This is a genomic window from Arthrobacter sp. LjRoot14, assembly GCF_964253905.1.
Lineage (GTDB): Bacteria > Actinomycetota > Actinomycetes > Actinomycetales > Micrococcaceae > Arthrobacter.
Window position 1 is genome coordinate 2,202,744 of record NZ_CAXURL020000001.1, and the last position, 24,550, is coordinate 2,227,293.

The 24,550-nt window shown below is 63.6% G+C and carries 18 protein-coding genes and 1 pseudogene; 15 read left to right on the forward strand and 4 right to left on the reverse strand.

The annotated features are described in order from the left end of the window. Positions 1-614: 614 nt before the first annotated feature. The 4 genes from ACSQ12_RS09845 to ACSQ12_RS09860 all read left to right on the forward strand — a co-directional run bounded on the left by ACSQ12_RS09845 (position 615) and on the right by ACSQ12_RS09860 (position 4,372). Complete coding sequence (locus ACSQ12_RS09845) at positions 615-1,193, forward strand: WxL domain-containing protein (RefSeq protein WP_436065254.1); 579 nt, start codon at positions 615-617, stop codon at positions 1,191-1,193. A 149-nt stretch (positions 1,194-1,342) separates the two neighbouring features. Further along, the gene (locus ACSQ12_RS09850; protein WP_436065255.1) at positions 1,343-2,419 is read left to right on the forward strand and encodes a WxL protein peptidoglycan domain-containing protein; all 1,077 of its coding nucleotides are present in this window, start codon (positions 1,343-1,345) and stop codon (positions 2,417-2,419) included. A 175-nt stretch (positions 2,420-2,594) separates the two neighbouring features. Further along, entirely contained in the window at positions 2,595-4,079 is a 1,485-nt protein-coding gene (locus ACSQ12_RS09855) for an MGDG synthase family glycosyltransferase (protein ID WP_436065256.1), read from the forward strand. A gap of 8 nt (positions 4,080-4,087) precedes the next feature. Beyond that, on the forward strand, positions 4,088-4,372 hold the full coding sequence (locus ACSQ12_RS09860) for an acyl carrier protein (RefSeq protein WP_436065257.1): 285 nt from the start codon (positions 4,088-4,090) through the stop codon (positions 4,370-4,372). 34 nt (positions 4,373-4,406) lie between these two features. Here the strand turns inward: ACSQ12_RS09860 and ACSQ12_RS09865 are convergent, their stop codons facing one another. Beyond that, positions 4,407-4,919, reverse strand: a complete 513-nt coding sequence (locus tag ACSQ12_RS09865) for an Hsp20/alpha crystallin family protein (protein WP_436065258.1) — start codon at positions 4,917-4,919, stop codon at positions 4,407-4,409. Between the two features lie 234 nt (positions 4,920-5,153). On the opposite strand from ACSQ12_RS09865, the gene ACSQ12_RS09870 reads away from it, so the two are divergent. Both ACSQ12_RS09870 and ACSQ12_RS09875 read left to right on the forward strand, forming a co-directional pair. Next, positions 5,154-6,233 (forward strand): alpha/beta hydrolase, encoded by a 1,080-nt coding sequence (locus ACSQ12_RS09870; protein WP_436065259.1) that lies wholly within the window; start codon positions 5,154-5,156, stop codon positions 6,231-6,233. Positions 6,234-6,400: 167 nt separating this feature from the next. Next, the gene (locus ACSQ12_RS09875) at positions 6,401-7,204 is read left to right on the forward strand and encodes an alpha/beta fold hydrolase (RefSeq protein WP_436066970.1); all 804 of its coding nucleotides are present in this window, start codon (positions 6,401-6,403) and stop codon (positions 7,202-7,204) included. A 1,447-nt stretch (positions 7,205-8,651) separates the two neighbouring features. Here ACSQ12_RS09875 and ACSQ12_RS09880 read toward each other — a convergent pair. Further along, positions 8,652-9,191 (reverse strand): IclR family transcriptional regulator domain-containing protein, encoded by a 540-nt coding sequence (locus tag ACSQ12_RS09880; protein WP_436065260.1) that lies wholly within the window; start codon positions 9,189-9,191, stop codon positions 8,652-8,654. Positions 9,192-10,286: 1,095 nt separating this feature from the next. Between ACSQ12_RS09880 and ACSQ12_RS09885 the strand changes: the two genes are divergently transcribed. Together ACSQ12_RS09885 and ACSQ12_RS09890 are read left to right on the forward strand one after the other, a co-directional pair. Next, the gene (locus ACSQ12_RS09885) at positions 10,287-11,276 is read left to right on the forward strand and encodes a S1C family serine protease (protein WP_436065261.1); all 990 of its coding nucleotides are present in this window, start codon (positions 10,287-10,289) and stop codon (positions 11,274-11,276) included. A gap of 106 nt (positions 11,277-11,382) precedes the next feature. Continuing rightward, positions 11,383-11,817, forward strand: a pseudogene (locus ACSQ12_RS09890) (molybdopterin dinucleotide binding domain-containing protein); the annotation flags it as partial. A gap of 18 nt (positions 11,818-11,835) precedes the next feature. Here ACSQ12_RS09890 and ACSQ12_RS09895 read toward each other — a convergent pair. Further along, on the reverse strand, positions 11,836-13,266 hold the full coding sequence (locus ACSQ12_RS09895) for an MFS transporter (RefSeq protein ID WP_436065262.1): 1,431 nt from the start codon (positions 13,264-13,266) through the stop codon (positions 11,836-11,838). 351 nt (positions 13,267-13,617) lie between these two features. Continuing rightward, positions 13,618-14,256 (reverse strand): DJ-1/PfpI family protein, encoded by a 639-nt coding sequence (locus ACSQ12_RS09900; RefSeq protein WP_436065263.1) that lies wholly within the window; start codon positions 14,254-14,256, stop codon positions 13,618-13,620. Positions 14,257-14,416: 160 nt separating this feature from the next. On the opposite strand from ACSQ12_RS09900, the gene ACSQ12_RS09905 reads away from it, so the two are divergent. From ACSQ12_RS09905 to ACSQ12_RS09935, 7 genes are all read left to right on the forward strand, one after another. Further along, positions 14,417-17,134, forward strand: a complete 2,718-nt coding sequence (locus tag ACSQ12_RS09905; protein ID WP_436065264.1) for a helix-turn-helix transcriptional regulator — start codon at positions 14,417-14,419, stop codon at positions 17,132-17,134. A 103-nt stretch (positions 17,135-17,237) separates the two neighbouring features. Continuing rightward, positions 17,238-18,272 (forward strand): NAD(P)-dependent alcohol dehydrogenase, encoded by a 1,035-nt coding sequence (locus tag ACSQ12_RS09910; protein ID WP_436065265.1) that lies wholly within the window; start codon positions 17,238-17,240, stop codon positions 18,270-18,272. A 214-nt stretch (positions 18,273-18,486) separates the two neighbouring features. Then, the gene (locus ACSQ12_RS09915; protein WP_436065266.1) at positions 18,487-19,857 is read left to right on the forward strand and encodes an alpha/beta fold hydrolase; all 1,371 of its coding nucleotides are present in this window, start codon (positions 18,487-18,489) and stop codon (positions 19,855-19,857) included. Between the two features lie 35 nt (positions 19,858-19,892). Next, positions 19,893-20,759, forward strand: a complete 867-nt coding sequence (locus ACSQ12_RS09920; RefSeq protein WP_436065267.1) for a CPBP family glutamic-type intramembrane protease — start codon at positions 19,893-19,895, stop codon at positions 20,757-20,759. 49 nt (positions 20,760-20,808) lie between these two features. Then, positions 20,809-21,216 carry an NAD(P)/FAD-dependent oxidoreductase gene (locus ACSQ12_RS09925; RefSeq protein ID WP_436065268.1) on the forward strand — a complete coding sequence of 136 codons (408 nt, stop codon included), beginning with the start codon at positions 20,809-20,811 and terminating at the stop codon, positions 21,214-21,216. A 995-nt stretch (positions 21,217-22,211) separates the two neighbouring features. Further along, on the forward strand, positions 22,212-24,188 hold the full coding sequence (locus ACSQ12_RS09930) for an amino acid transporter (RefSeq protein WP_436065269.1): 1,977 nt from the start codon (positions 22,212-22,214) through the stop codon (positions 24,186-24,188). 261 nt (positions 24,189-24,449) lie between these two features. After that, positions 24,450-24,548: a potassium-transporting ATPase subunit F gene (locus ACSQ12_RS09935; RefSeq protein WP_209745299.1), complete on the forward strand. Its 99-nt coding sequence runs from the start codon at positions 24,450-24,452 to the stop codon at positions 24,546-24,548. Positions 24,549-24,550 lie beyond the last annotated feature (2 nt).

Sequence of the window (24,550 nt, forward strand, 5' to 3'; positions counted from 1 at the left end):
ATAACAGCGGACGACGGCGGGCGGTTTCCCGCCATCGTCCCTTATGGGCCGCGCGTGTCCCCGTTCCAGTCGGGTGAGAAGAATCCCAGCGTCTGACTGACTTAATGAGAAGACTGAAAATCATGCAGCGTTGCGGTCTGTATCCCGACGCGGACGGCGATGTACCCGACAAGCATGCACCAGTCCCTGAATCCCGCCGAGCCTGCTGGGCTGGCCTCAGGACCGGACGTCGTGGGAGACCGGCCGGACTGGACTTGAATGAGCCGGCGCTCACCGGCTTCTCTGCACGAAGTGATGCCTTTGTGGCAAAAGTCTGCATGAATCGAATTCATCGCCACTTTTTCGCATCATCAAAAACCATAGACTAATTCACGCTGATAATCGGTTCCCCGCCCCAGCGGGATCGAAAGCCGGCAGGAACATCGTAAGTGAAGGGCGCCCGCCATCACCGCTAACCGCACGGACTTTTGCGCTGGCAACCGTGGCGATACCGGTCTCACTGCCACGGCATGCTGCCCGCAACGACGACGCTCCACAGCGCTCATTTAGTGCCCGGCCTTTCATCCGGCAGTGCGCGTTTTCACCTTTATCAACCCAAAACACAGGAAACAACCATGCGTAGAATTACCAAAGTCTCGGCCGTCCTCGCCACGGCCGGTATCGCTCTCTCCATCGGGCTGACCCCCGCCTCCGCGGACGTCGTCGACTCCACGATCTCCGGCGGAACGCTTACGGCCACCACGTCCGGAGCCACCCTGACAGGGGTCACGCTGAACGGATCGAATACCCAGACCTCCACCGGCAATGCCTCCTCGGAATGGACTATCACCGATGCCCGCGGCACCGGTGCGGCATGGGCTCTCTCGGTCAGCGCAACCACGCCGACCAGCGCCGCCGGAACGGATGAATTGACCGCCCGCACTCTCCCAGTCAGCGGCTTGACGATAGCGCCCGGCACCATCACCGCAGGCGCCGGATCGGACGCTGCTGCAACCATCACCGCTCCGGAATTGGCCCTGTCAACGTCCTCTCAAGCTCTAGTCTCCACTTTGGGCCAGAACATGGGCACGTACACACTGACGCCGGCGTTCAGCCTCGCCATTCCGGCCAACGCCTTCCGCTCTAACTACGCTGTTGGCACGAGCGGCGCCCTGAACCCCTACACCTCCACCATTACCTACACCATCGGCTAAGCGCACGGGCCCGCCCGCTGCCCCCGACAGGGGAAGGCGGGCGGGCCGGAAAGCAGGCAACCTCCGCTGGCCAGCCCGCCGGCCGTTCCCTTTCCACACCACAGCACAGCAATCCCCGGTCATCCGGAAGCCTTTTAGGACTGAAAAACGTGAAACCCCCGTCTCCGCACCAGCACTCACACCGGCCCTTGCGAGTGATCTTCGCCATGGTCTTGCTGACCCTGGGCATCTTCATCGCGGCCGAACCCGTATCTGCGGTCGACAATGGGACATTGGGTATCCGGCCGGAGACAGAATCGGACTTCTTCCACCTGTCCCTCTATCCCGGGGCAGCGACGGAGGCCACAGCCGTCGTCTCCAACCACACCTCCTCACCGGTGACCTTGCTCACCTACCCCGTAGACGGGGAGAACACCGTGCAGGGAACGTTCGCCATGGCTGCACAATCCGATCCACGCAACGGTGTCGGCGCGTGGATTCAGCTTGATGCCGAACGCGTTACCGTCCCCGCCAACACGGACCTGAAAGTCCCTTTCCGTCTCACCGTTCCCCAAAGCACCGCTCCAGGAGACTATGCAGGCGGGCTCATAATCCAAAGCCCCACCGTCCAGGGCAAGACCACCGCAGTCAAAGGCGATACCGCCCTCCGACTGGACACGATCCAACGCCAAGGCGTGCGTATCTACCTCAACGTCGCCGGCACCGCGGCTAAATCACTCGCCCACGGCAATCTGAGCTGGAAGCAGAACAGGGACAGCCTCGACTTCATTCTGCCCGTGCGCAACACCGGTAACACCATCCTGCATCCGTCCGCTGACATGAACCTCTCCGGCTGGCCTGACACGGCGACCAGCCTGAAATTCGACGCCCCCGATGGACTGCTTCCAGGAGCGAGCATTGACCTGCACGCCCGTCTCGCACAGGCACCCATTGTCCAGAACGGCACCGCCGAGGCAACGCTGACCTCTGAGGCCGGCACCAGCCAAGCAGCTACGCGCGTCCTCTACGCACCGTGGGCCCTGCTTGCCACTGGCTTAGTCCTCTTGGCTGCCGCTCTCTACGGGGGATGGCGGGCTGTCAGGTTTGTCCGCCGCGCCCGCGTCGCCCTCTCCCAAGTGAACAATAACGGCCCAGGGGCGGCCGACGAACACGGCAGCCCCCCTTCTCCAGTCACCCCATCCGCCCTCTTGGGCGAGGAAAAGGCAAACCGCCGTCGACTACGGTAACAACCTCCCGCCCCCGAGAGGGTGGACGGCCCGTTCCGGACCGCGGGAACTGGGTGTTTTTGGACAGGGCCAAAGAATCCGTCCACTGGTCACACCGGGTTTAACACTCTCCGTCTGACTTTAAAAGGCTCCCCACCGCCCTACGCAATAGGAATTACTCATCTAGACTCTCTTCATGCGCAGAACGTCGGCACGAGGCCCCGACACCGCTGGGAGGGAGCGCGTACTTATCCTGTCAGCAGGGGTAGGAGCGGGGCACAACAGCGCCGCGGCGGCGGTGCAGCAGGCGTGTGCCGCGCGCGCCGACATCGACGAGGTGCAGGTGCTGGACGTGCTGCAGGTGAGCAGCGTGCTCTACCGCACACTGCTGGGCAGGGGTTACTTCGTCCTGGTCGAGGACTTGCCCTGGCTGGTCGAGTGGGGCTACGACATCAACGACCGTCCGTTCCGGCGCCGGGGCCCAGTAGACCCCTGGACACGGGTGAACGCTCTTCCGGTGATCGGTGCGATCAAGCGATTCCGGCCGACCGCGATCATCTGCACGCACTTCCTGCCAGCCCAACTGCTGGCGTCACTGCTCCTTCGCGGCGTGATTGACGCGAGGACCGCCGTCGTTACAACGGACTACGACTTCCAGGGCCTATGGCTTACGGGCGCGTTCCACGCGCTCTTCCTGGCCAGGGAGGAGGGGAGGGTGGAACTGATGGCGCTGGGTTTGCCCCCCGACCGCGTCGCGGCCACGGGGATCCCTATCGCTACCCAGCTGAACGTAGCGCCTGCGCGCGATGCAAACGAGCCCCCGATGCTTCTGATCTCGGCGGGTGCGACTGGCGGCGACTATGCCGTCTCGGTCGTGCGGCAGACGCTGCACATGCGCTCGTCCTTCACGGCCACGGTCATGTGCGGACGCAACAATGCGCTGCGGCAGCGTATCGAGCAGCTGGTGGCGCCCGCTGGCGACCGCTACCGCGTGCTCGGCTTCACGGCGGAGATGCCGCAGCTGCTGCGCCGCGCCGACCTGTTTGTGGGCAAGCCGGGCGGCCTGTCGGCGTCGGAGTGCATGGCTGCAGGACTGCCCATGGTGCTTGTGAACACCATCCCGGGGCAGGAGGTTCGCAACGGCGACTACCTGATGGAACAGGGGGCGGCGGTCCGCTGCAACACTCCCGCGACGATCGGCTGGAAGATCGACGAGCTGCTGCGGGAGCCGGGTCGCCTGCAGCGGATGCAGGCGGCGGCGCGGAGAACGGGCCGCCCTAACGCTGCAGCGGACGTGCTGACCGGATTGCTGGACGGGCCGTCCCGTCCCCTGGTCGTGACACGCGCAGCGCAGAAGACGATACTCGCCGAGAGCGAGCGGCGCGTCGTTGCGACGGATCTGACGGGACCCTCCTCGCTGGTCCGCGTGGTTGACTTGGCTGGGGCTAGCACGGTCGCGCTGCTGCGAGCCGAGGAGCTGGGAGATCTGCAGAAGCGCTACGCCACCGCGGACGGGGGTCTGGTACTGCGGCGCGGCGACGCGCTCATGTCGCTCAGGGGAGAGGAGCGGCGGCTGCTCCGCGCCATTCTTCGGGGGGACGACGAGCTGCCCGTCCGCGTCGAGGGGCCCTCGCCACCCCCTCGCATCGTTCCCGCGGGACCGGCCGGACACGACCTTTAGGGACTGAATTGCTGCAGTCACCGGAGGATGCAGTCACCGGAGGTTATGAAGGACAGGACGCCCGTCAGGCCGTGCAGGCAGCTATCTGCCAGGTGCCCCCCGACGTCGAGCTTGAAAACCTCGCCGGCCGCGTCCGGCTGCGACAGGACCTAGAGCTCGACTCACTCGACTTTCTCCACCTCGTGGAAATCATCGCAAAGACCATGGGCGTGGACATTCCGGAAGGCGACTATCCGGCCGTGGCAACGGTTGACGGCATGGTCAACTACCTGGCCAGCCACGGCTCAAGGTAACTTGGCCGACCAAGGTGGTGGCCCTCTGCCGCTGTTATCGCAATCGGGTGCCATACCTGCTGTGCTCGACGTTGCCATTGGGTGTCCACTGTTGTGTGCTTACCAGGTCTCCGGCAGCACATGTGCGTGGCGACCGCTGCTGAGGCCGTTCTAATGCAGCTTTCAAAGAGCCGTTCGGTGTCATGGACGGCGAAGGCGCTTTGGGCCCGGTTCCGCGTGAACAGCATGTCGTCCGCGGCGAGCCGGACTTGGCCGTGAATCCCGGGGACAGGAGCTGGCCAGCTGCCTGGAACAGCACGGCGGTGATGGTGTGGGCGGGGCGGCTGCGCCGGTATGGTCCATGAACCACTGCCGGTGTCTTCGGGGCCGCCGGCTGCGCTGCTTGGTCCGAAAGGTGGGCAGGGACTTCCAATACCCCGTCGGAGTAGGTGGCTTTGATATCTCCTTCCTTGACATCGTCGGGAAGCGGGACGCTGCGGCTGAAGGGTCCGTACCGGAATTCGGACCGGAAGCGCTGGGAGTCAAACAGTCTGTCCAGGGAGTGCATCAGCCCAGACGGGGTGCATAAGCGTGTTGAATAGCAGGGTCCAACGGGTCGTCGCGAAAGGACACCATTTCAGCAGATCAGACATGACAGCTTCCCCAGACCCTGGGCAAGGAAGGGCCTTCAGCGGACCGGTGTTCCTCCAATACATACTGCGGGCGAAACAGGCAACAAGGACGAAAGGCCCCCGGGCCCGCCGACGTTCGGCATTTCTGGTCTTCCGGCTAGCATTATTGGATGACCACTGCGGTCCACCATTCCGAAAGTGCCTTCTCGCTGGCACGCCGGGCGCGAGGAGTGGTGCGCCGCGTCCCGGTCTGGACATGGCGGCTCCTCATGCGCTCGGTGAGCTCACGTGAGCGGACGAGGTTTAACAGCGAACCCATCACGGAAGTGGACTACGTCCACGACATAAATTACCTGGGCGACAATGTGCGGGCGCACCACCTGGACGTGCTCACCCCTGCTGCTCCGGCTGTGGACAGCCCTGAGGGGAGAGCCGGGAACCAAAAGTCCTTTCCTGTCTACGTCTATTTCCACGGCGGAGGCTGGACGTCCGGGGACAAGTCAGCGCTGACCAAGTACTGCGCGAACCAGGCGCTCGGCGGGATGGTTGTGGTCAACGTCAACTACCGCCAGCCTCCCCGTTTCCACATGGGCCATGTTCTGAGGGATGCAAATGCAGCCTTGGCGTGGGTAAGTGCCAACATAGGCCAATACGGCGGGGATCCGGAATGCGTGATCTTAGGGGGTGACTCCGCCGGCGGTCAGATCGCGGCTTTGCTCACCGCTACCATCTTCAGGCCTGAGCTCGCCGCGCACTACTCCTTGAAGCCAGCTGTCCCCGGGAAGCACCTGAAGGGACTGGTTCAGCACTGCAGCGTGGTTGATTTCTCTGTGTTTTTCAAGAGCGGCTTTGTCCTCAGCCTGAACTTCGTCCGAATGTTGCTGCCATCGGCCGGCAAGGCTAGGGGCTGGATGCAGAGTGCCTTCTCCACTGGCCCGGGCATGGAACGGCTAAGGACCGCGACCGGCTTCGTGTCTCCCATTGAGTGGCTCGACGGCCGCTTCCCACCGGTGTTCGTCACTACATCCGAGCGCGACTTCTTTTACGAGGCGAACGTGAACTTCATTAAACGGCTTCAACAGAATGCCGTGCCAGTAGACATGTTGATCTACTCCTGGGCGAATGCCAACACTGAACACACATGGCAGCAGGACTACCGCTATCCGGAATCCCAGGAGGTATACCGGCGCCTGCGCGCTTTCGTCCGGAATGTCTCACAGCAGGCTGTTGACCATGACCCCGCACCATAGGCAGCCGTCCGGGCTATGTTTGGACCATGGCAGCGCAGACGCAGGGTCAGGAACCGTCCGGGGTCGGTCCAGAGGGGAATTGCTCCGCGAGGGTTGATACGGCTGCCCTGCGGGATGCCCAACTGGGGGACGTAGAGTGGACCATCCCGCCTGCTGGTTCCGTGACCATGCGCATCCCCGTACCCAGCGGTCAACTTGCGGCCTTGGCAATGGGTGACCCCGACGATCCATGGATCGTACTGGTTCCGGGCGCCACTGGCTCGAAAGAGGACTTCTCGCTCATGATGCCGGACCTGGCCGGCGGGGGCTTTTTTGTACTGAGCTATGACCTGGCCGGTCAGTATGAGTCAGCGGCAGCGGGGCCGGAGAAGCTGGTTCCACCAAAGCGGCGTTACGACTACGAACTCTTTGCCGAGGATTTCCTTGCAGTCATCGAGGCCGCCGGCAAACCCGTGCATATAGTGGCTTACTCCTTCGCCGCCATTGTTGCCCAAATCGCCTTTTCGAAGAGACCGGACCTGTTCAAGAGCCTAACCCTTTTGAGCTGCCCGCCGGAGCCCGGGCAAAGCTTCCGTGGCGTCGGCCGGATCGGCCGTTTCAGCAGCTGGGCCAATGACCGGATCGGGGCAGCCCTGCTGATTTGGGGCATTCGCAGGGGTTTTGTCCCGGTTCCCAAGGGGCGCCGGCGGTTCGTCAACTACCGCTTCCGTTTTACCCGCCGGGCCTCTGTCCGGGACATCTATGGACTAATGAAGAATGCACCGGACCTGAGGAAATTCCTGGCCGACGCCGCACTCCCGAAGTTCGTTGCGGTCGGTGAGCATGACTTATGGCCTTTGCACCTGCACCGGCGTTTCGCGCAGGTGATCGGAGCCCGGATCGCCGTCTACAGCGGCGGGCACAGTCCCTGTGAAACTTCGCCACACCAGTTCAGCCGTGACCTGCTGGTCCTTTACGGGAAGGATAGCTGAACGGCGTCGGAACACGCGTCATCGGCGGCCCCCCAATGCACGCGCTGCCAGTGTATACGTCCCAAGCGGCGCTTAAGCGGTCCACGGGCGGAGGCTTATTCCTACCCCGAACGGATTGAAAGTTGCTCAGAAGAGAGTGTGGACATTGTCCACACTCTTGGCTTCGGATCGGCTCCTGTTGGCTTCGGACTGCTTCGGATTCCGCATTTTTCCGCGACCTCCCAGCGTTTTCAAGGCCAGGAATGCAGTTCGAGTCCCAGCTCGGGCACGCATGACCCCTCGTCAGAGGGGTTTTTGCTTTAATGTGTGGACATTGACTCTCGGCGGGTCCCTCTGACGTTGTCCGCGGTCTGCACCTGGTGCCGCGGTGGCCTATTCGGTTGTTTGGGTGGCGGGGCTAGTGCCCTGGCTTGTGGGCCGTGTGCTGGCCGGGATGTGGGGTGATTTGGGGCTCCGTTCTTGTCTCTTTGGTGGCCGGGTTGGTCCTTCACCTATTCATGGGTGGGGTTGTGCTGACGACGTGACCTCTGGTGAGGTTTCCTGAGGAACTTTCGTCGTCCTGGCGCTTTTCTCTCGTGCAGGTGGGTGGGCATGTGGCCGATTGTTCCGCCAAAAGGGTGTGGACATTGTCCACAGCCTTTCCGCGGGCGGCTCTTCGGCCTACATTTTGACCCCCTCCTCCTGGCTCTGCTTTCACCACTTCATGCAGGGCTCTGTTGCAGGCGGCATGACTTTGCGGCCCGGAGCGTAGGTTTCCTAGGACGTTCAGGGTTTAGCGGGAACGTTTCTGGGCTATCAGAAGCTGCGGCGTCCCACCCGGCGACAGAGTGCAGGTGTGTGGGATCCGGACTCTTCTTCCGAGTCGTCCTAGTCTGGTTGATCCGTCCTAGCCGTTCCGTGTCCGGGTGCGCGGCTATCTTCGTGACTTTCAAGGTCTGATCTTCGACGGCCATGGGCTCAAGCGAGGATGACCGGAAATGGCCGGCGCATAACGCCGCCGGGCATTCGGCATACGGAGTTTGTCCGCCAAGCTGAGGGTTGAAAGACGGCGAACCGAGACACAGCGGCCCCATCACTACCTTCTGAAGAACGCCTCGTTGTTATGTCTCACAACCGGGCGCGATCTCGGTGTCCTCGCCAAGTCTTTCGAGACATTTCCGTCAGGTTGGCATCTGAGACTTTCTGGAGCCACTGTCAGAAGTACCGGACCGGACCGGGCCGTATTCTGACAGCCTTTCGGCTTCGTGCCCGACGTCAGGTTGGGGTGTACCGCATGCTTGCGGAATTAGCCGACGGGGGAGCAGGAGCCGGGTTCCCCCATCGGTGACCAGCTTGTGGAGTAAACCTTGTGCTGCCTGCGGCGGCGGAAACGACTCAGCTGTGAGTATTTGATAAAGGGGGGGCATCTCGCCCGCCACCCCCCCCGCTGGAGCTCGAAACTCGACGGTCACGCAGGCGGTTTCGTCTCCTCAGGCCGCAGGGCCAACCTGCGATTCGCCTCCACCCCGTCGGATGCGCCCAAGGTGGCGGAAAATTCGGAGGCAACTCTTGCCGCTAGCATTCCAGCCTGTTCCAGGTGCCGGCCAAGGCGCTGCTTCGGCGCGCTGACATTGAAGGCAGCAATTATGCGCTGCTTGAAGTCGTATACGGGCGCGGAAACCCCCACGACACCGAGCTCGAATTCCTCGTCCACTACGGCATACCCCTGGCGGCGGATGAGGTCGATCTCTGTCCGCAGGTCCTGGAAGGTCTGGATCTTGGACTTCAGCTCTCCAGTGGTGACGTTTTGGCCCGATTCGAGAGCCAGTGGTGAGAGGTCCGTTCTGTCAGGTTTCCCGTCCGGAGAAATCTTGGCGGCGTGGGTGGCGAACCAGTCCTGCAGTGCAGTTTCATCCCAATCGCTGACCAGCACCCTGCCCGCCGATGTGCTCCAGGCATCCACGCTCACACCTTCCCAGCCGAGGGCGCGGTAGGTGTGGTTGGACATTTCGCTTTTCAGGGTTAGAACAGTCCCGCCTCGCAGCACACACACAGGTGGGTGGTTTCATGCGTTGCTGCGGAGACCCGCTTGAGGAATGGGGCCGAAGCGGCGACCATCCGCGCCTCCGCTCGTAGCACGTTGCCTTGTGCCCCTGTTATCGAGGCAAAGGCGCCAAAAGGAAACGCAAACAGGTCGGTCACCTTCGTGGCCGACTCGCGAATTTGCTCCATCGTGCCGCCTGGGCCCTGGAGCCGGGCATGCATGATGGCACGCGGGCTCCAGAACCCGTTGCCCGCAGCCGGACAGTTCCAACCAGCGCTGCATAGTCGGAACCTGACGGGTCGCTGCAATTGTCGTCGGCGATCTGGCCAGACTGGATCCAGACCCTATCTATTCACCAGCGGTAGATGCTATCTGATCGTGCGGTTTGGAGGATTGTTCGAACACATGCCCTTACCGATTTGTGCTCGGCCGCGGAACCCACGTTCCATGGTCTAGCCCCAATCAGGGGCGGCGACGAGCAGAGCCTGTTCATGAGTCAGGGGCGTTCATGCGAATGGCCGATGAGTAAAGCGGCGTGACATACATTCGAATTTGATAGGACCGATCCGGAAAATCTGATTTTTTCGGTGCTAGTATGTCATCGCTGGGGTGTCTGAGTAACGAAAAGCGGCCGCTGATTGAATCATTGAGGGATCTCCCATTTTGCCTCCATGGCTCAAAGCTGTATTTCATGCGCCGCTTCCACGACTTATGAATGGCGTTGCGGGGCAGTAGGCAGGAGTGGTTCACACCCATGTACTGAGGCTGTTGTCCCGTTCCTTCAGCACCGGGAGGCAATTGATGAGCACTAAGCGAAGTCCCATGATTTGTACGATTGCGGCAGTCGTGAGCTTATGTTTATGGACAACGGGATGCACAACTGAGTCTGAACCTTCCCCTGATTCCTCTACCAGTTCGTCCGGACCGCCCACCGCACAAGGGCCTGTCCCAAGCGGAAGCACTCCTACCCCCAGCCAGAATCCATCCCAGAGCCCGAGCCCAAGCACGGAGGCCGTTCCCAGCAGTTGGCCGGAGGTTGTTGCACAGGCGCAGTCGGGTGTGGGGCAATTCAGCGTCACGAGGTGTGAGAACAGTTTCACGGGCACCGGCTTTCTTGTTGGCCCGGATTTGGTCGTCACCGCTGCGCACATGGTGCGGGACGCATCCGCGATAAGCATTTCGTTTGGTCGCACAACGGTAAATGCCACAACACTGGGTACGAACGAACTCGCTGATTTGGCGCTCGTAAGAACCGAGACCCCCGTCCAAGGTCATCAGTTTCAGTTCAGAACAACTGAACCGCCAATTGGAACTGATGTCGCTGCCCTCGGATTTCCCTTAGGTCGGCCTTTCACCTTGACCCGAGGGACAGTAAGCGCTCTGAACGCGGAACAGAGAATTGGCAACCGAGTTCTTGGCAATCTGATTCAAACCGATGCCGCTATCAACCATGGAAACAGCGGTGGACCCCTGATTACCCAGGATGGTCAGGTTTCAGGTGTTATCGTCACCATCGAATTCGACGAAAACGTCCGGGCCGAAGGCATCGCCTACGCAGTGACTGCGCCGCGGGCTGCTGCCGCCGTTCAGGAATGGCAGAAACGATCGGTGCCGGTCACGCTCAAAGACTGCGGCAACGCCCCGGCACCGGGTTCAGGATCCTTCCCGCTCACCGTCCTGGCCAGCCACGATCAAGCACGCAACATCGGGCAGAGCCTCTTGCTCCACGGCCAGGGCATCAACCAAGGGGCCTACGCCGCCGCCTTCAAGCAATTCACTCCCGAACTCCAGTCAACTTTCGGTGACTCAGTTGCATGGAGTGCTGACCTTGGATCCTCGTACTGGCAAAAGGTGGAAATCGTAGACGTCAGCGGCAGCGGCGATGCCCTCTCCGCTGATGTAAACCTACAAACACGCCAGGATGCAGCGCACGGCAGAAACGGCCAAACCTGTTCAAACTGGAAGCTTCGATATGCAATGCAGTGGGACGGCAGCGCCTGGCTCATAGCCGGCACGTCACTGCCCTTCGGTGAACCCACTGCCTGCTGAAGCTGAGATAAGTAAGCCATAATCAATGTCATCCTTCATGCGCAATCGCGATCAATGCCCGGGCCGCCCGGTACTCCAAGCAAGCGGGTGAAGGGATTGGGCGCAAGTGCTCCAGACCATCCGCAGCCACGACCAGTACAACACCACGTTCTACGGCGTGGATGACCGGTACCGCGGCATCTCGGACGGGCGCCGGGTGATCCTGGTGCATCCGGAGGACCTGGCCGAACTCGGCTTTAAGGACCGTGACCTGGTGGATGTGGTGAGCACGTTCCGGGGCAACGACCGGCAGGCGGACACGTTCCGCCTGGTGGCGTACCCGACGGCGAAGGGCGCGGCGGCGTACTTCCCCGGGGCCAACGCCTTGGTGCACAAGGAAAACGTGGCATGGGAATCCAACATTCCCGGCTTCCGGGCCATTTTCGTCCGCTTCGAACGACACGTTCCAGCTCGCTCCGAGGCCCGCTACACGTCCGGGAGGGCGGTAGATTTTGATGGCGCGACCAGGCAGATGCACACGTCCCGCTGGCAGTTCGGCTAATGGTCTATGGCATTGGGGTCAGGGTCTGCCAACGGGCTTTGCGTCACTTTTAGAGGCTTCGGCTTGAAGGGTTTGGGGCTCCCTGTGCAGGGTTGACGAGCGGAGGAAAAATAGTGCGATGAGGGCTGCGGCAGTTGCCACCGTGCCCGAGGACACAAATGCGTATTGAAAGCCGATTTCGACTGAGTCGTTCCTTCCAACCGACATAACAGCCGTGAAGACGGCGACGCCAATAGCAGCCCCGATTTGGGAACTGGCGGTTGCCAGCCCAGAAGCAAGGCCGCCCTGTTCAGGAGCCAAACCGGAGGCGATGACCATCGTAGATGGCGTGAAGCTAAGGGCCACTCCCGCCGAAGCGACGAGCAGGCCAGGAAGAACATCAACCGCATATCCGATGTCTGCCGGCACCCGAGACAGCCAGAAGTGGCCTCCTGCTAGCAACACCAGACCCACTGTCAGTGTCCGCTCGGGGCCCAGCGTCCGCAGGAGCCGTGGCAAGAGTAGTAGCGAGACGATAAAGCCCCCTACCGATGTAGGGATCATCGCCAGCCCTGCCACGGAAGGGCTGGCTTTCAGGACTTCCTGAAGGTAGAGGGCGCTGAGAACAAAGGTTGATACTCTCACGGCCCCGCCGAGGAACCCGACGAGGATGCCGCCACCGACCGATCGGCTGCGGAACAAGGTCAACGGCAAAATCGGATCAGGTGCTTTTCGTTCACAGAGAATGAAGTACACCGACAGTCCCACACTGATTCCCGCCCCACCGAGTGCCTCCGGGGACGTCCATCCCTGTTCGGCGCCAGAGAGCATTGAGTAGATTGCAGCGAGGGCGCTTCCGGTTATGGCTGAGGCGCCCTTCACGTCGAAGTGGCGATTTTTCGTCTGCTTGGCCTGCCCCCGGAATAGCCTGGGAGCTGCCACGAGCGCGGTTACGGAGATCGGGATCGTAAGAAAGAAGACCCAACTCCACCCCGCGGTACCGGTAACTGCACCACCCGCCCCTACCCCTAAGGCCCCGCCGGCTGTCGAGGCAGCTCCCCATGCGCCCATTGCCTTGGCACGGCTTGCCCCCTGGAACTCCGAGAGAACTAGGGACAGTGCGGCCGGACTGATCATGGCCGCGGCCACGCCCTGCACAAAGCGGGCGAAGACCAGTACTGCTTCATTTGGGGAACAACCGGCCAATAGCGTCGCCATCGCGAAAAGTGTGCTTCCAGCCATGAACATCCGCCGACTGCCGAAGAGGTCCACGGCACGCCCAGACATGAGTAAGAAACCGCCGAAAGCAAGGAAGTACGCGTTGACCACCCAGGCAACTCCCGTAGAGGTGAGGTCGAGGTCCCGCTGCATGGTGGGCAGCGCCACGTTCACTACGGAAGTGTCCAGCATGATCACGAACTGAGCTGAAATGAGGACAGGTAGGGTGAATCGTGCTTTCGACACCTTCATGATGGTTGCCTTTCTCTTTTTGCGCTGTGGCTGGCTTTGGTGAATCTTTTGTTGCTTCCGCCCCGGGACCGGCTGACAGCGGCGGGTTCAAGCGTGACAGCCCCTAACACGCTCGCCTCGGCCAAACTGCCGGTTTGGGCGTGAGCGGCATCCAACGCCCCAAAAGGGCAATCCACGGTTCTCTCCGTAGGGGGACGACACCGGTCAGCTGGACGCCATAAGGTCCGTGGCCGTGCTATGCAACGAGGAATCCTGGCGCAGTGGCCGAACCCTGCACAGTGATTACCGCACACCGTGGGATGTTCAGGGTCGTTCTGCTGGTCTCCTGGTCCAGGCTTCTGGCCGGCGGCCTCAGACTGGCGGTTCGGGGTCGTACTGGATGCCACGGCGGACGTCCTGCGCGCGTTCGGTCCCGGCGAACCGGGCGACCAGGTGCAGGGCCATGTCGACGCCGGCGCTGACGCCCGCGCTGGTGATGAGGTCGCCGTCGTCCACGAACCGCGCGTCCACGTCGGTGACGACGGTCGGGTCAAGCTCGGAGAGCAGGTTCAGCGAGGCCCAGTGCGTCGTGGCCGGCCTTCGGGTCAGTAGCCCGGCCGCCGCGTATACGAGGCTCCCTGTGCAGACCGAGGCCATCAGTGGAACCTCTGCCCGCTGCTTCCTGACCCACTCCAGGTGCGGCTCCTCCTTCAGGAGGCGCCGGGTGCCGGGGCCGCCAGGATAGATCAGGACATCGGGCGAGGGATAGTCCGCCACGGAGCCGTGGGCGCCGAGGACGAGGTTCTTTGCGCCCACGACGTCCGCGCCGTCAACGGATACGCAACTGATGCTCCACCCGTCCTCGGGATATTCCTGCGTCCAGTGGCCCAGGACTTCCCAGGGGCCGACGGCGTCGAGTTCCTCCACGCCGTCAAAGAGGAACAGATTGATGTGGCGGCTGCTTCGCGGTGCTGGGTTCCGGTTGGCAGATGGGCGTGAAGGGGTGGTCATGCTGGGCCTCCTGGCGTTGGTGTCTGATGGTGCGGATTGACGGCGCGGCGACGGCCGTTGTGATGTTCACAAGTTTGGCGGCCTGAAGAGCGTCTCGCCCCGGTCAAACGGCCGGGTTTGGCGAAGGTTCAAAGGTGCCGGCCGATGGTAAGCTCTGCCTGTGCTGGTTGGTCGTGAGCATGAGCTTGAAGTCCTGGCCGGAATCGTGGCCCGGGGACGTAACGGATCGGCCGGCAACCTGCTTATCCGTGGTGAAGCCGGTGTCGGAAAATCCGCCCTGCTCGACGAAGTGGTGCGCAAATCCCCGCCCGCCACAGTGCTCCGCACTCAGGGCATCGAAGTTGAAGCCCCCCTTCCGTTCGCCGCATTGCACCGCCTGCTCCGGCCCGTTACCCGCCTGCGCCAGCAGATCCCACCGCCCCAGGCCAGGGCACTCCGCATGGCATTCGGCGAGGAAGACGGCCCGGCTGTGGAGCCTTTCCTGGTGGGAATCGCGACGCTGGGCGTACTTGCTGCCGCCGCTGAGGAGCACTTTCTGCTGTGCGTCATCGACGATGCCCAGTGGCTCGATCCGGCCAGCGCCGATGCCTTGCTTTTCTGCTCCAGGAGGCTGGGAGCGGACCGGGCAGTCATGCTGTTCGCCGTCCGGGAAGGCACCGCGGGCAGGATTGAAGACCACGGCCTGCCCGAGATGACTTTGGGCGGGCTTGATCCCGGCGCTGCCACCGAACTGCTGATGAGCTCGGGACCCGGGGCCTGCGCCGCCGAAGTCGCCGACCGGCTCGTTTCCGACACCCGCGGCAACGCCTTGGCCCTGCTGGAAATCGCGGCCGACTTGAGCGAGGCCCAGCGTACGGGTGCGGCAGCGCTCCCGCCGCACCTGCACCTGCCGACACGGGTGGAACAGGTCTTCCTCGGCAGGATCCGGCAGATGCCGAAACCGGTCCAGTTGTTGCTGCTGCTGGCCGCGGCGGACGAGACGGAGGACGCCGGAGTCATCAGGCGGGCAGCTGACCACCTGGGGCTGGAGGCGGACGTCTTCCGGGAGGCCGCTGATTCGGGGCTGCTGATCCTCAGTGCTGAGTTGACTACCCTCCGGCACCCGCTGGTCCGTTCCGCGGTCTATCAGGCATCCAACACCCAGGACCGCCGCCGGGTCCATCTGGCCCTGGCTGGAGTCCATGCGGCGGGCGGCGACACAGAGCGCGAAACGTGGCATCGCGCCGCGGCGGCGGACGGGCCTGACCCCGACCTGGCCCTGGCCCTGGAGCGTGCGGGGCTTCGGGCGGTGCGGCGCGGCGCCCACGCCTCGGCGCTGGCTACGTACGAGCGTGCGGCCTCCCTGAGTTCCGACCCGCAGCGGCGCGCGGCGCTGACGTTTGCCGCAGCCCGCAGCGCGTGGGCCTGCGGGCAGGGGCTCCACGCTCGCGCCTTGCTCAATGAGGCGGACGGGGGCGCGGCGGAACCCGGACTGGTAGCGGACATCGCCCGGTTGCGCGGGCACATTGAGGTCAATCTCGGCTCGGCAGGCCTCGCCCACCGCATTTTCGTGGAAGCGGCAAGGGCCGCGCAGCACGCCGAGCCGCTCCGCGCCCTGGAAATGGCAGTCCTGGCCGCAACCCTGCGCGCCTATCAGGCCGACAGCGGGACAGCTTTCCCGGCGGATGGCCTCTCGCTGGAGCCGGCTGCCGGGGACACCCCGAGGACCCGGTGCCTGAAGGACATGTTCGCGGCCATGAACCTCAGCGTGGAAGGCCGCTGGGGCGAGGCGATTGAGGCTTTCGACCGGGCGGCGGGGAGCAGCGCGGACGTGGACGACCGGGAGGTGTTATGGAATCTTGGCAACGCCGCGTTGCACCTGGGAGACGATGAGGCCCAGCTGCATTTCTACTCCGGGGCACTCTCGCGTGCCCGCGAGGCGGGTGCCGGCACCGCGGTGGCCTATGCACTGCAGCGGCTGTGCTTCAGCCATTTCCTTGCCGGCGACGCCGCCGCTGTGCGAAGCTCCGCTGAGGAAGCCATGGCGCTGGTGCTCAGCATTGGCCAGCCGTCGATGACCTTGCTCCCCACTGCGTGGCTGTGCTTGTTGGCAGCGATGCAAGGCAGCGACGAATACGACGGACTGGTGTCGCGGCTCGACGACGTCCCCAACCAGGCGTTGGGCATCCTCGCTGACCCTGTCCACGATCTCACCCGCTGGGCGAAGGGCGCGCGCGCAGTATCTACCGGCGACCGGTCCGGCGCACTTCATCACCTCTCCAGATTCCGGCTCCCGGCGCTGGCCCGGATGGCGGCCGTGGAGCGGCTCGATGCAGCCGTCCGCGCCGGGGACATCGACCGCGCACGCGCCTGGACGCACGAGCTGGAAAAGTTTGCCCAGGCGACAAACCGTCCCTGGGCACGCGCCGCGGCGGCGTACGGCCGGGCGCTCACCAGCGACGGGGCCCCCGCCGACGCGCTGTTCCGCGAGTCACTGACGGAGTACTCCCGGGCCCGGCGGCCCCTGGACGAGGCCCGCGTGCACCTCGCCTACGGGGAGTGGCTGCGGCGGGCCCAGCGCCGGGTCGACGCCCGGCACCATCTGCGCCTGGCCCTTGAAACCTTCCGGGATGCGCACACAGAACCCCTCGCGGAGCGCGCCGCCCAGGAACTTCGCGCCTCCGGCGAAACCGCCCGGAAGCGCGATCCTTCCACCCTGGTCAAGCTGACGCCCATGGAGTTGAAGATCGCCCGGCTCGTCGGCTCCGGAATGTCCAACAAGGACGTCGCCACCGAGTGCTGGGTGTCGCCCCGGACGGTCGCGTTCCACTTGCGCAACATCTTCTCGAAGGCCGGCATCACCTCCCGCAGCGAGCTCGCACGGCTCGATCTCGTCTGACCCCAAACCAGCCGGATCCCGGCAATGTTGCCGGGGCGACGGGGTGGCGGAGAAAGGAAACTCTAGGAACAAGGTTCCCTCCCTAGCGAAAGCGAGACCCATAATGAACATGTCCGAACAGATGAACTCAAGCAAGGGGCAGACGCCTGGCACTGCCAATACGATGAAAGCAATCGTCCAGGACAGGTATGGCTCTGTCGACGTCTACCGTCAGGAGCGGATCGCGCTGCCTGAGGTCGCTGCGAACGAAGTGCTGGTCCGCGTGCACGCGGCCGGCATGGACCGGGGAACATGGCATATGATGACCGGCCGCCCCTACCTGATCCGGATCCTCGGGTTCGGCGTGCGGGGACCTAAAAACCGGGTGCCCGGGCTCGATGTCGCCGGCACCGTCGTCGCTGTCGGATCCGAGGTGTCGCGCTTCTCGGTGGGAGATGAAGTATTCGGGATCTCCCGGGGATCCTTCGCTGAGTACGCCGCCGTGCTGGAGGAAAAGCTCGCCCATAAGCCCTCCAACTTGTCATTCGAACAGGCGGCGGTAGTGCCGATCTCGGCCGGCACGGCTCTGCAGGCTTTGGACGCCGGCAAGGTGGAGCGCGGGCAAAAGGTTCTCATCCTGGGCGCCTCAGGCGGCGTTGGCACCTTCGCCGTCCAGCTGGCCAAGTCAAATGGCGCCGAGGTCACGGGCGTTTGCAGCACCGGAAAGGTTGACCTGGTGCGTTCCCTGGGCGCCGACCACGTCCTGGATTACACGCGGGAGGACTTCGCCGACGGGACGCGGCGCTACGACCTGATCCTCGATATCGGAGGCAACCCGCCGCTGTCCCGGCTGCGTCGGGCCCTCGCACCCGGTGGAACGGCCATCATTGTTGGCGGCGAGTCGGGCGGCAAGTGGACCGGAGGCTTCGGACGGAACCTGCGGGCACCACTGTTTTCGCTCTTTGTGCGTGAGCGCCTGGCCATGCTCGCTTCCAAGGAACGCGCCAGCGACCTGGAACAACTCGCTCCCCTTATCGAAGCGGGCCAGGTGATGCCGAGCATTGACACGGTTTACAAACTCGAAGAGGTTCCGCAGGCCATGGGGCAGCTTGAGGCGGGCCGTGTTCGGGGCAAGATTGCCATCCACGTTTCCGAATAGGGGCGATCCGCCGAACGCATCTTCAGCGCCCGGCTTTTCTGAGCCGGGAAAGGGCTTCGACCGTTAACCCGGTCGAGGCCCTTTCGTTTGGGGCCCCGGCTCCACGCGAAGGAATTACTCTCGCGATCCCGGCCATCTTGCCGGGGCGACCAGATGGCCGTCGGAAACACACTTGAACAACAAGGTTCCCTCCCCAACGAAAAGCGAGACCGCCATGAACACCAAGTCCCCGACAACCAACGCTGCTGGCGCCCAGCCTGCGGAGACGCGGCCGGACGGCACCCCGGTTGGGCGTGTCGTCGCCGCTTCCCTGACGGCGGGCGGCGTCGCGGCCCTCCTCCTTGTCCTGGTCGTGGTCCCGGGCGCGCCCGAGCATGTCATCACGGGTTCGTTGCTGCTGGCTTTCGGGTTCGGCTGGGCGATGCTGGCTGTGCTGACCTCCAGGCTCACCTCCCGGCCTCAGCGCTGGAGCACCGTTCCTGCGGCCGTGATGGGAACCATGTGTCTAGCACTCTTGGTGTTCGCTCCGCGGGATGCCGCCCTTACCGTCCTGAACTGGGTCTGGCCGCCGGTGATGCTTGCCCTCGTTGCCTGGTCCGCGGTGAAAATGCTGGCTGCCCTGAAGGGCCGCGGCCGGTGGTTCATCGCACCTGTCCTTGCTGTGCTGGCAGCCGCAAGCATCGGAGCTGTCACCTCCAACATCGCCGACACCAATGCCCGGCAGTCGTACCCGGCCACCGGGAAGCTGGTGTCCGTGGGAGACCACCAGTTGCATCTTGACTGCCGAGGCCAAGGCAGCCCCACGGTGGTGCTGTTCAACGGACTCGGGGAGTTCTCGGGGTCGTGGGCGCGGGTCACTGACCAACTCGCCGGCACCACCCGGGTGTGCGCCTACGACCGCGCCGGGCAGGGCTGGAGCGAAGATGCCACCTCTGTCCAGGACGGGGTGACCGCCGCCGAGGAACTTCAACTTCTGCTCGCCCAGGCCGGCGAACAGGGCCCTTACGTCTTGGCCGGACATTCTATCGGCGGGACCTACGCCATGAGCTTCGCAGCGAAGTACCCCGAGCAAGTCTCCGGGATGGTGCTGCTGGACAGTTCAAGTCCCCAACAGATGACCGCCATCCCGAGCTACCCTGGCCAGTACGCGGCGATGCTGCGCGGCCTGGCGATGGGACCCACCCTTGCAAGGATCGGTTTGGGTCCGCTCTTCAGCTCCGGATCGCACCTTCCCGCCCCGGCAGCCGACGGGGTTCAGGCCCTGACCTCCACCGCCCGCGCCGCCAGGAACGCGCGGGACGTGATCGCCATGATTCCTGAGGTGTTCCAGCAGGCGCAGGCCCTGACCACGCTGAACGGGGCACCACTGGCTGTACTGACTGCGTCTGAATCATCCCTCGGAATAGCCGGATGGGACGCAGCCCAGGACAAGCTCGCAGCCCTCTCTTTCAACTGCATGCACAGGGACGTTGAGTCCACTCATGCGGGCCTGATCGAAGAAGTGCACGGCGCCGAAGAATCCTCCCATGCGATTACCGACGTCGTCACAGCTGTCCGCACCGGCACTCCTCTCAGCGCACGCTGAATCCTGTCTCCCCATACAGCCCAGGAGGAATCACCATGAGCAGCAGTACTCCGATTCAACCCGAAGCGGCTTCCGTCCTAACTGTTGTAACTACGTCGCAGAGGCGCCGCCTCGTGGAGGTGACCGGATTCGTTGCCGTATGGGCAGTCCTCGGACACCTCTTGCGGGTCGACTCCGAAACTTACCTGTTGATGGGCGTACCGCTCACGGTTGCATTCCAGCTCCTCATCCGCAGACGCCCGCTGCGCGAACTGTGGGTCAGGGATGCTCCCGCTTTCACGCTGGACCGCCGCGGCCTGGCTCTCGCCGGAGCGTTCATGGTCACCCCTCTGCACTTAGGACTGCAGGCACTCCTACAAGGGGCCCGGTGGGCCCTGGTGTGTTGGTGGCTGGTAGCCGCCGCCGGCGCCGTGTACGCAGCGTTCGCCCTGCGTTCCATTCCATTCAAGCTGATGCTGCGTTCCGCCGTGGTGCCCTCAGCGGTCGGTACAGGCGTGTTGGGCCTGGGGCTGGGTGGACTCCACATCATCACTGGCTCTCCGCTCGACGGGCTGGCAGCGGCCGGCACCATCCTCAAATACTTGGCGATCTACCTCCCGGTGACCTTCGTCCTCGAGGAAGTCACCTTCCGCGGTGCCCTGGACGCCCACGCCCACGAACCCGGCGAACCTCGCGGACGGCAGTCCGCCCTGTTCATTTCCGCCCTGTGGGGGCTGTGGCACTTTCCCGTCTCCCCGAGCGGGTTCCCCATTCCGCTCCTAATTCTCTTTGTGATCGTCTGGCACAGCCTGATTGGATTCTTCCTGTCAATGGCGTGGCGCCGTACCGGCAACCTGGCCGGCGCAGGCCTAGCCCACGCGGCCATCGACGCGGTCCGTAACGCTCTCATGCCGGGGCTGTAGGTACAGACACCGTGACCCTGACCCTTCGCCAATGGAAAGAAGATGGGTCATGCCCGATTTTGACGTGGTAATCGTCGGCGGCGGAGCCGCCGGCCTGTCCACCGCGCTGGTACTGTCCCGCACCCGGCGGAAAGTATTGGTGGTCGATTCCGGGGCGCCACGGAACGCGCCGGCGTCGCACATGCACGGCTTCCTGTCCCGGGACGGGATGTCTCCGGCCCGGCTGCTGGCCATGGGCAGGGACGAAGTACAGCGTTACGGCAGCGAAGTCCGTAGCGGCATCGTTGATGAACTTGTCGCTGACGGCCAGTCCGGTTTCAAGGTCCTGCTCTCCGATGACCAGAGGGTTTCGAGCCGCCGTGTGCTGGTGGCCACCGGGGTGCGCGACGAACTCCCCGCCGTCGAGGGGCTGCATGAGAGACCCTTTCCTGTTAACTTCGGGTGCGGGAATGACTAGAGCCGTCCACGGCCTGGTTCATCACACGGCAAGGGGCGAGTGCAGAATGCGAGGACGGGCGAAACCAAGGAGGCACGCTGATGCGGCCTTAATGTGGCACCCCACCCCGGCTGGTATGCCCGCAGACATCGGATGGTCATCCTCTCGAAAGACCAGGGAAACGTGTCTCGGGCATCGTTAAGTTGTGATGGATAGCCTTGAACAGAAGCCCGAATTGGCTGAGGAAGCCTCCGCCGCTCTGACTGCTTCTTGGGCGCCGCTTACTGTGGGCCTGGAGATTGAAGCGTGGTACCGGGGTCAGCTTGCTCATCGGGGCCGCGTGGCCCGCATTCTTCAGTCCAGTAATCTTTTTGGATTAGCGATTCGTGCACGGGAGACAGGCGGCTGCTGGACTCGGATGAATTCAGCATCAGGCCATTGTCCGGGTAGTTCGTAAGTCAAGGCGCCGCGGTACGGGTCCTCGAGTCAGACGCTAGCCCCCGCCCGGGCCAACACCCGGGATTCCGCCAGTTGCGGTTCCGGACTGGCGGCGAATGTCGTGGCGGTCAGGCGTCCGCTCCGGCAGCCCCTTCCAGGGTCGAGGGGGCGAAATTTGCCGTGACGACGTCGTCGCGGAGGTAGTACTGGCGTTGTTCCAGCGGTACCAGGCTGCCGCGGACGCAACCGGCCGGTCTGGTGGAAGTTGATCGCCGGCTCGCGCGTCGGGACCTGCCGGAACATGTCCACGTGAAGGACCCGTTCGGTCACGTCTACCGGCCGTTGCGGCACCGCAGGCACTGGTACCTGCCGGCGACCGCCGGATTCAACCTTTACATTGAAGTTCCGCCTCCGCCTCAGTAGTGCCTGTTCCCTCACCCGCGGCGAGTCAGGCGGGAACCGCGGGTCGTTGCGGCGTTAAGGATCCGTCAAGATTGTCCCGGGGCCGGGAGCGCCGCGCGGGGCCGGTGTTATCGTCGGCATTGGACGCGATGGCGCGCATCGCAAGGAAGGCCGCTATGACCACGATGAGCAGGCCGCCAGCGGATCCTCAGGCCGCACGGCCGGGAGCCGGGGACAACTTCAGGCGATGGTTGCTGTTCGGCCTGGTGGACGCCAAGGGGGTCCACCAGGGGCCCGGCGCGGTTGGCGATTCGCACTTGAAGAAACATCCGTGGTGGCAGGTGATGTGCCTGACGGGTGTGGATTATTTCTCCACCCTGGGTTATCAGCCGGCCATCGCGGCCCTGGCGGCGGGCGTGATCTCACCGCTGGCGACCATGGTGCTGGTTGCGGTCACCCTGCTGGGTGCCCTGCCCGTGTACCGTCGGGTTGCGGGGGAGAGCCACCGGGGCGAGGGGTCCATCGCCATGCTGGAGAGGTTGCTGCCGCGCTGGGGCGGGAAACTGCTGGTTCTGGTGTTGTTGGGGTTCGCAGCGACTGACTTCATGATCACTATGACGCTCTCGGCAGCCGATGCCACGGCCCATGCGATCCAAAACCCTTTCGTTCCGGGTTGGATGCAGGGACAAAATGGGCCGGTCACGCTGTTCCTGCTCGCCCTGCTGGGCGCCGTCTTCCTGCGCGGCTTCAAGGAGGCCATCGGTGTGGCGGTCGTCCTGGTCGGCATCTACCTGGGACTGAATGTCGTGGTGGTGATCACCACCATCTTTGAAGCGTTTACTCACCCCGTTGCCGTGGGCGGCTGGTGGCAGGCACTGACCACCTCGCACGGGAATCCGTTCATGGTGGTCGGGATTGCGCTGCTGGTCTTCCCGAAGCTGGCGCTGGGCCTGTCCGGTTTCGAGACCGGGGTGGCCGTGATGCCGCAGATCAAGGGCCGGCCCGGGGATACCGAAAATAGGCCGGTCGGCCGGATCGAGGGGACCCGACGGCTCCTGTCCACCGCGGCCGTCATCATGAGTGCTTTCCTGATCACCACCAGCTTCACGACCGTGATCCTGATCCCGGAGCAGGAATTCCAGCCCGGAGGCCAGGCCAACGGCCGCGCCCTGGCTTTCCTGGCCCACGAATACCTTGGCCCGGGTTTCGGGACCGTGTATGACATGAGCACCATTGCGATTCTCTGGTTTGCGGGCGCTTCCGCGATGGCGGGCCTGCTGAATCTGGTCCCGCGGTATTTGCCCCGCTACGGTATGGCCCCCGGGTGGGCACGGGCTGTGCGGCCGCTGGTGCTCGTGTTCACTGCCGTCGGGTTCCTGGTCACCTGGCTGTTCGACGCCGATGTCGATGCCCAGGGCGGCGCATACGCCACCGGCGTGCTGGTGCTGATGACCTCTGCAGCGGTTGCCGTGACCCTGTCGGCAAGGCGCCGGCAACAGCGCAAACGCACCCTCGGGTTCGGTGTCATCGCCGTGGTGTTCATTTACACGACGGTGGCCAACATCTTTGAACGGCCCGAAGGTATCCGGATCGCCTCGTTCTTCATCGCCGGCATCATCGTGATCTCGCTGCTCTCCCGGGTCCGGCGGTCCTTTGAACTCCACGCCACCCACGTTCATCTGGACCGGCAGGCGTTGGAATTCATGTCCTCAAACCTTTCCGGCCCGATCGCGCTCATCGCCCACGAACCGCTCCGGCTGAGCCCGGAGGCCTACAGGGACAAGCTGACCTCTGCGATCGAAGTCAGCCACATTCCTGTTGATTACCAGGCGCTGTTCCTGGAAGTGGTAGTGGACGATTCCTCCGATTTTGAGACAGCACTGGAAGTGCGCGGCGTGACCCGGCACGGGTACCAGATTCTGGAGGTCCACGGACCGGTGGTACCGAACACGATCGCTTCGGTGCTGCTGCATATCAGGGACGTGACGGGCCTGATGCCGCACATCTACTTCCGCTGGACCGAGGGCAATCCGGTCACTAACCTGCTGAAGTTCCTGTTCCTGGGTGAAGGTGAAATCGCTCCGGTGACCCGCGAAGTGCTCCGCGAAGCCGAACCGGACGTCACCAAACGGCCTTGGGTCCACGTAGGCTGACTGCCGCTGCAGGCCGGCGCGTTAAGACGGCGTCAAGATCCGCTGAGAGCGCGTTAAGAAAACATCAGGAACCTCATTCTGTCTCCGCCGGGGGAGTTGACTGTCAGTAGCCCCGCAAACGGGGCGCGGATGAAAGGAACCTGCAATGGCCGACCTGGCTGTTATCGGAATCCTCATGGTGTCCATGGGGTTCGTCATGTGGATCGGCCACGTCCTGGCCGGAATGGTCGGCGGAGCCGATGACAGGCCGGAGGGCGGGCAATGAGCCTCGACGCGATCATGTGGCTGGTCCTGCTCATCTCTGGCGTGGCTTTGTTCGGTTACCTTCTCGCAGTGCTGATCCACCCGGAAAAGTGGTGAGT

What these genes read in the sequence shown, in the direction of transcription:
- ACSQ12_RS09845 (WP_436065254.1), top strand. Translation starts at nt 615, where the DNA reads ATGCGTAGAATTACCAAAGTCTCGGCCGTCCTCGCCACGGCCGGTATC.
- ACSQ12_RS09855 (WP_436065256.1), top strand. Translation starts at nt 2,595, where the DNA reads ATGCGCAGAACGTCGGCACGAGGCCCCGACACCGCTGGGAGGGAGCGC.
- ACSQ12_RS09865 (WP_436065258.1), bottom strand. Translation starts at nt 4,919, where the DNA reads ATGCACTCCCTGGACAGACTGTTTGACTCCCAGCGCTTCCGGTCCGAA.
- ACSQ12_RS09870 (WP_436065259.1), top strand. Translation starts at nt 5,154, where the DNA reads ATGACCACTGCGGTCCACCATTCCGAAAGTGCCTTCTCGCTGGCACGC.
- ACSQ12_RS09875 (WP_436066970.1), top strand. Translation starts at nt 6,401, where the DNA reads ATGCGCATCCCCGTACCCAGCGGTCAACTTGCGGCCTTGGCAATGGGT.
- ACSQ12_RS09880 (WP_436065260.1), bottom strand. Translation starts at nt 9,191, where the DNA reads ATGTCCAACCACACCTACCGCGCCCTCGGCTGGGAAGGTGTGAGCGTG.
- ACSQ12_RS09895 (WP_436065262.1), bottom strand. Translation starts at nt 13,266, where the DNA reads ATGAAGGTGTCGAAAGCACGATTCACCCTACCTGTCCTCATTTCAGCT.
- ACSQ12_RS09900 (WP_436065263.1), bottom strand. Translation starts at nt 14,256, where the DNA reads ATGACCACCCCTTCACGCCCATCTGCCAACCGGAACCCAGCACCGCGA.
- ACSQ12_RS09910 (WP_436065265.1), top strand. Translation starts at nt 17,238, where the DNA reads ATGAACATGTCCGAACAGATGAACTCAAGCAAGGGGCAGACGCCTGGC.
- ACSQ12_RS09915 (WP_436065266.1), top strand. Translation starts at nt 18,487, where the DNA reads ATGAACACCAAGTCCCCGACAACCAACGCTGCTGGCGCCCAGCCTGCG.
- ACSQ12_RS09920 (WP_436065267.1), top strand. Translation starts at nt 19,893, where the DNA reads ATGAGCAGCAGTACTCCGATTCAACCCGAAGCGGCTTCCGTCCTAACT.
- ACSQ12_RS09925 (WP_436065268.1), top strand. Translation starts at nt 20,809, where the DNA reads ATGCCCGATTTTGACGTGGTAATCGTCGGCGGCGGAGCCGCCGGCCTG.
- ACSQ12_RS09930 (WP_436065269.1), top strand. Translation starts at nt 22,212, where the DNA reads ATGACCACGATGAGCAGGCCGCCAGCGGATCCTCAGGCCGCACGGCCG.
- ACSQ12_RS09935 (WP_209745299.1), top strand. Translation starts at nt 24,450, where the DNA reads ATGAGCCTCGACGCGATCATGTGGCTGGTCCTGCTCATCTCTGGCGTG.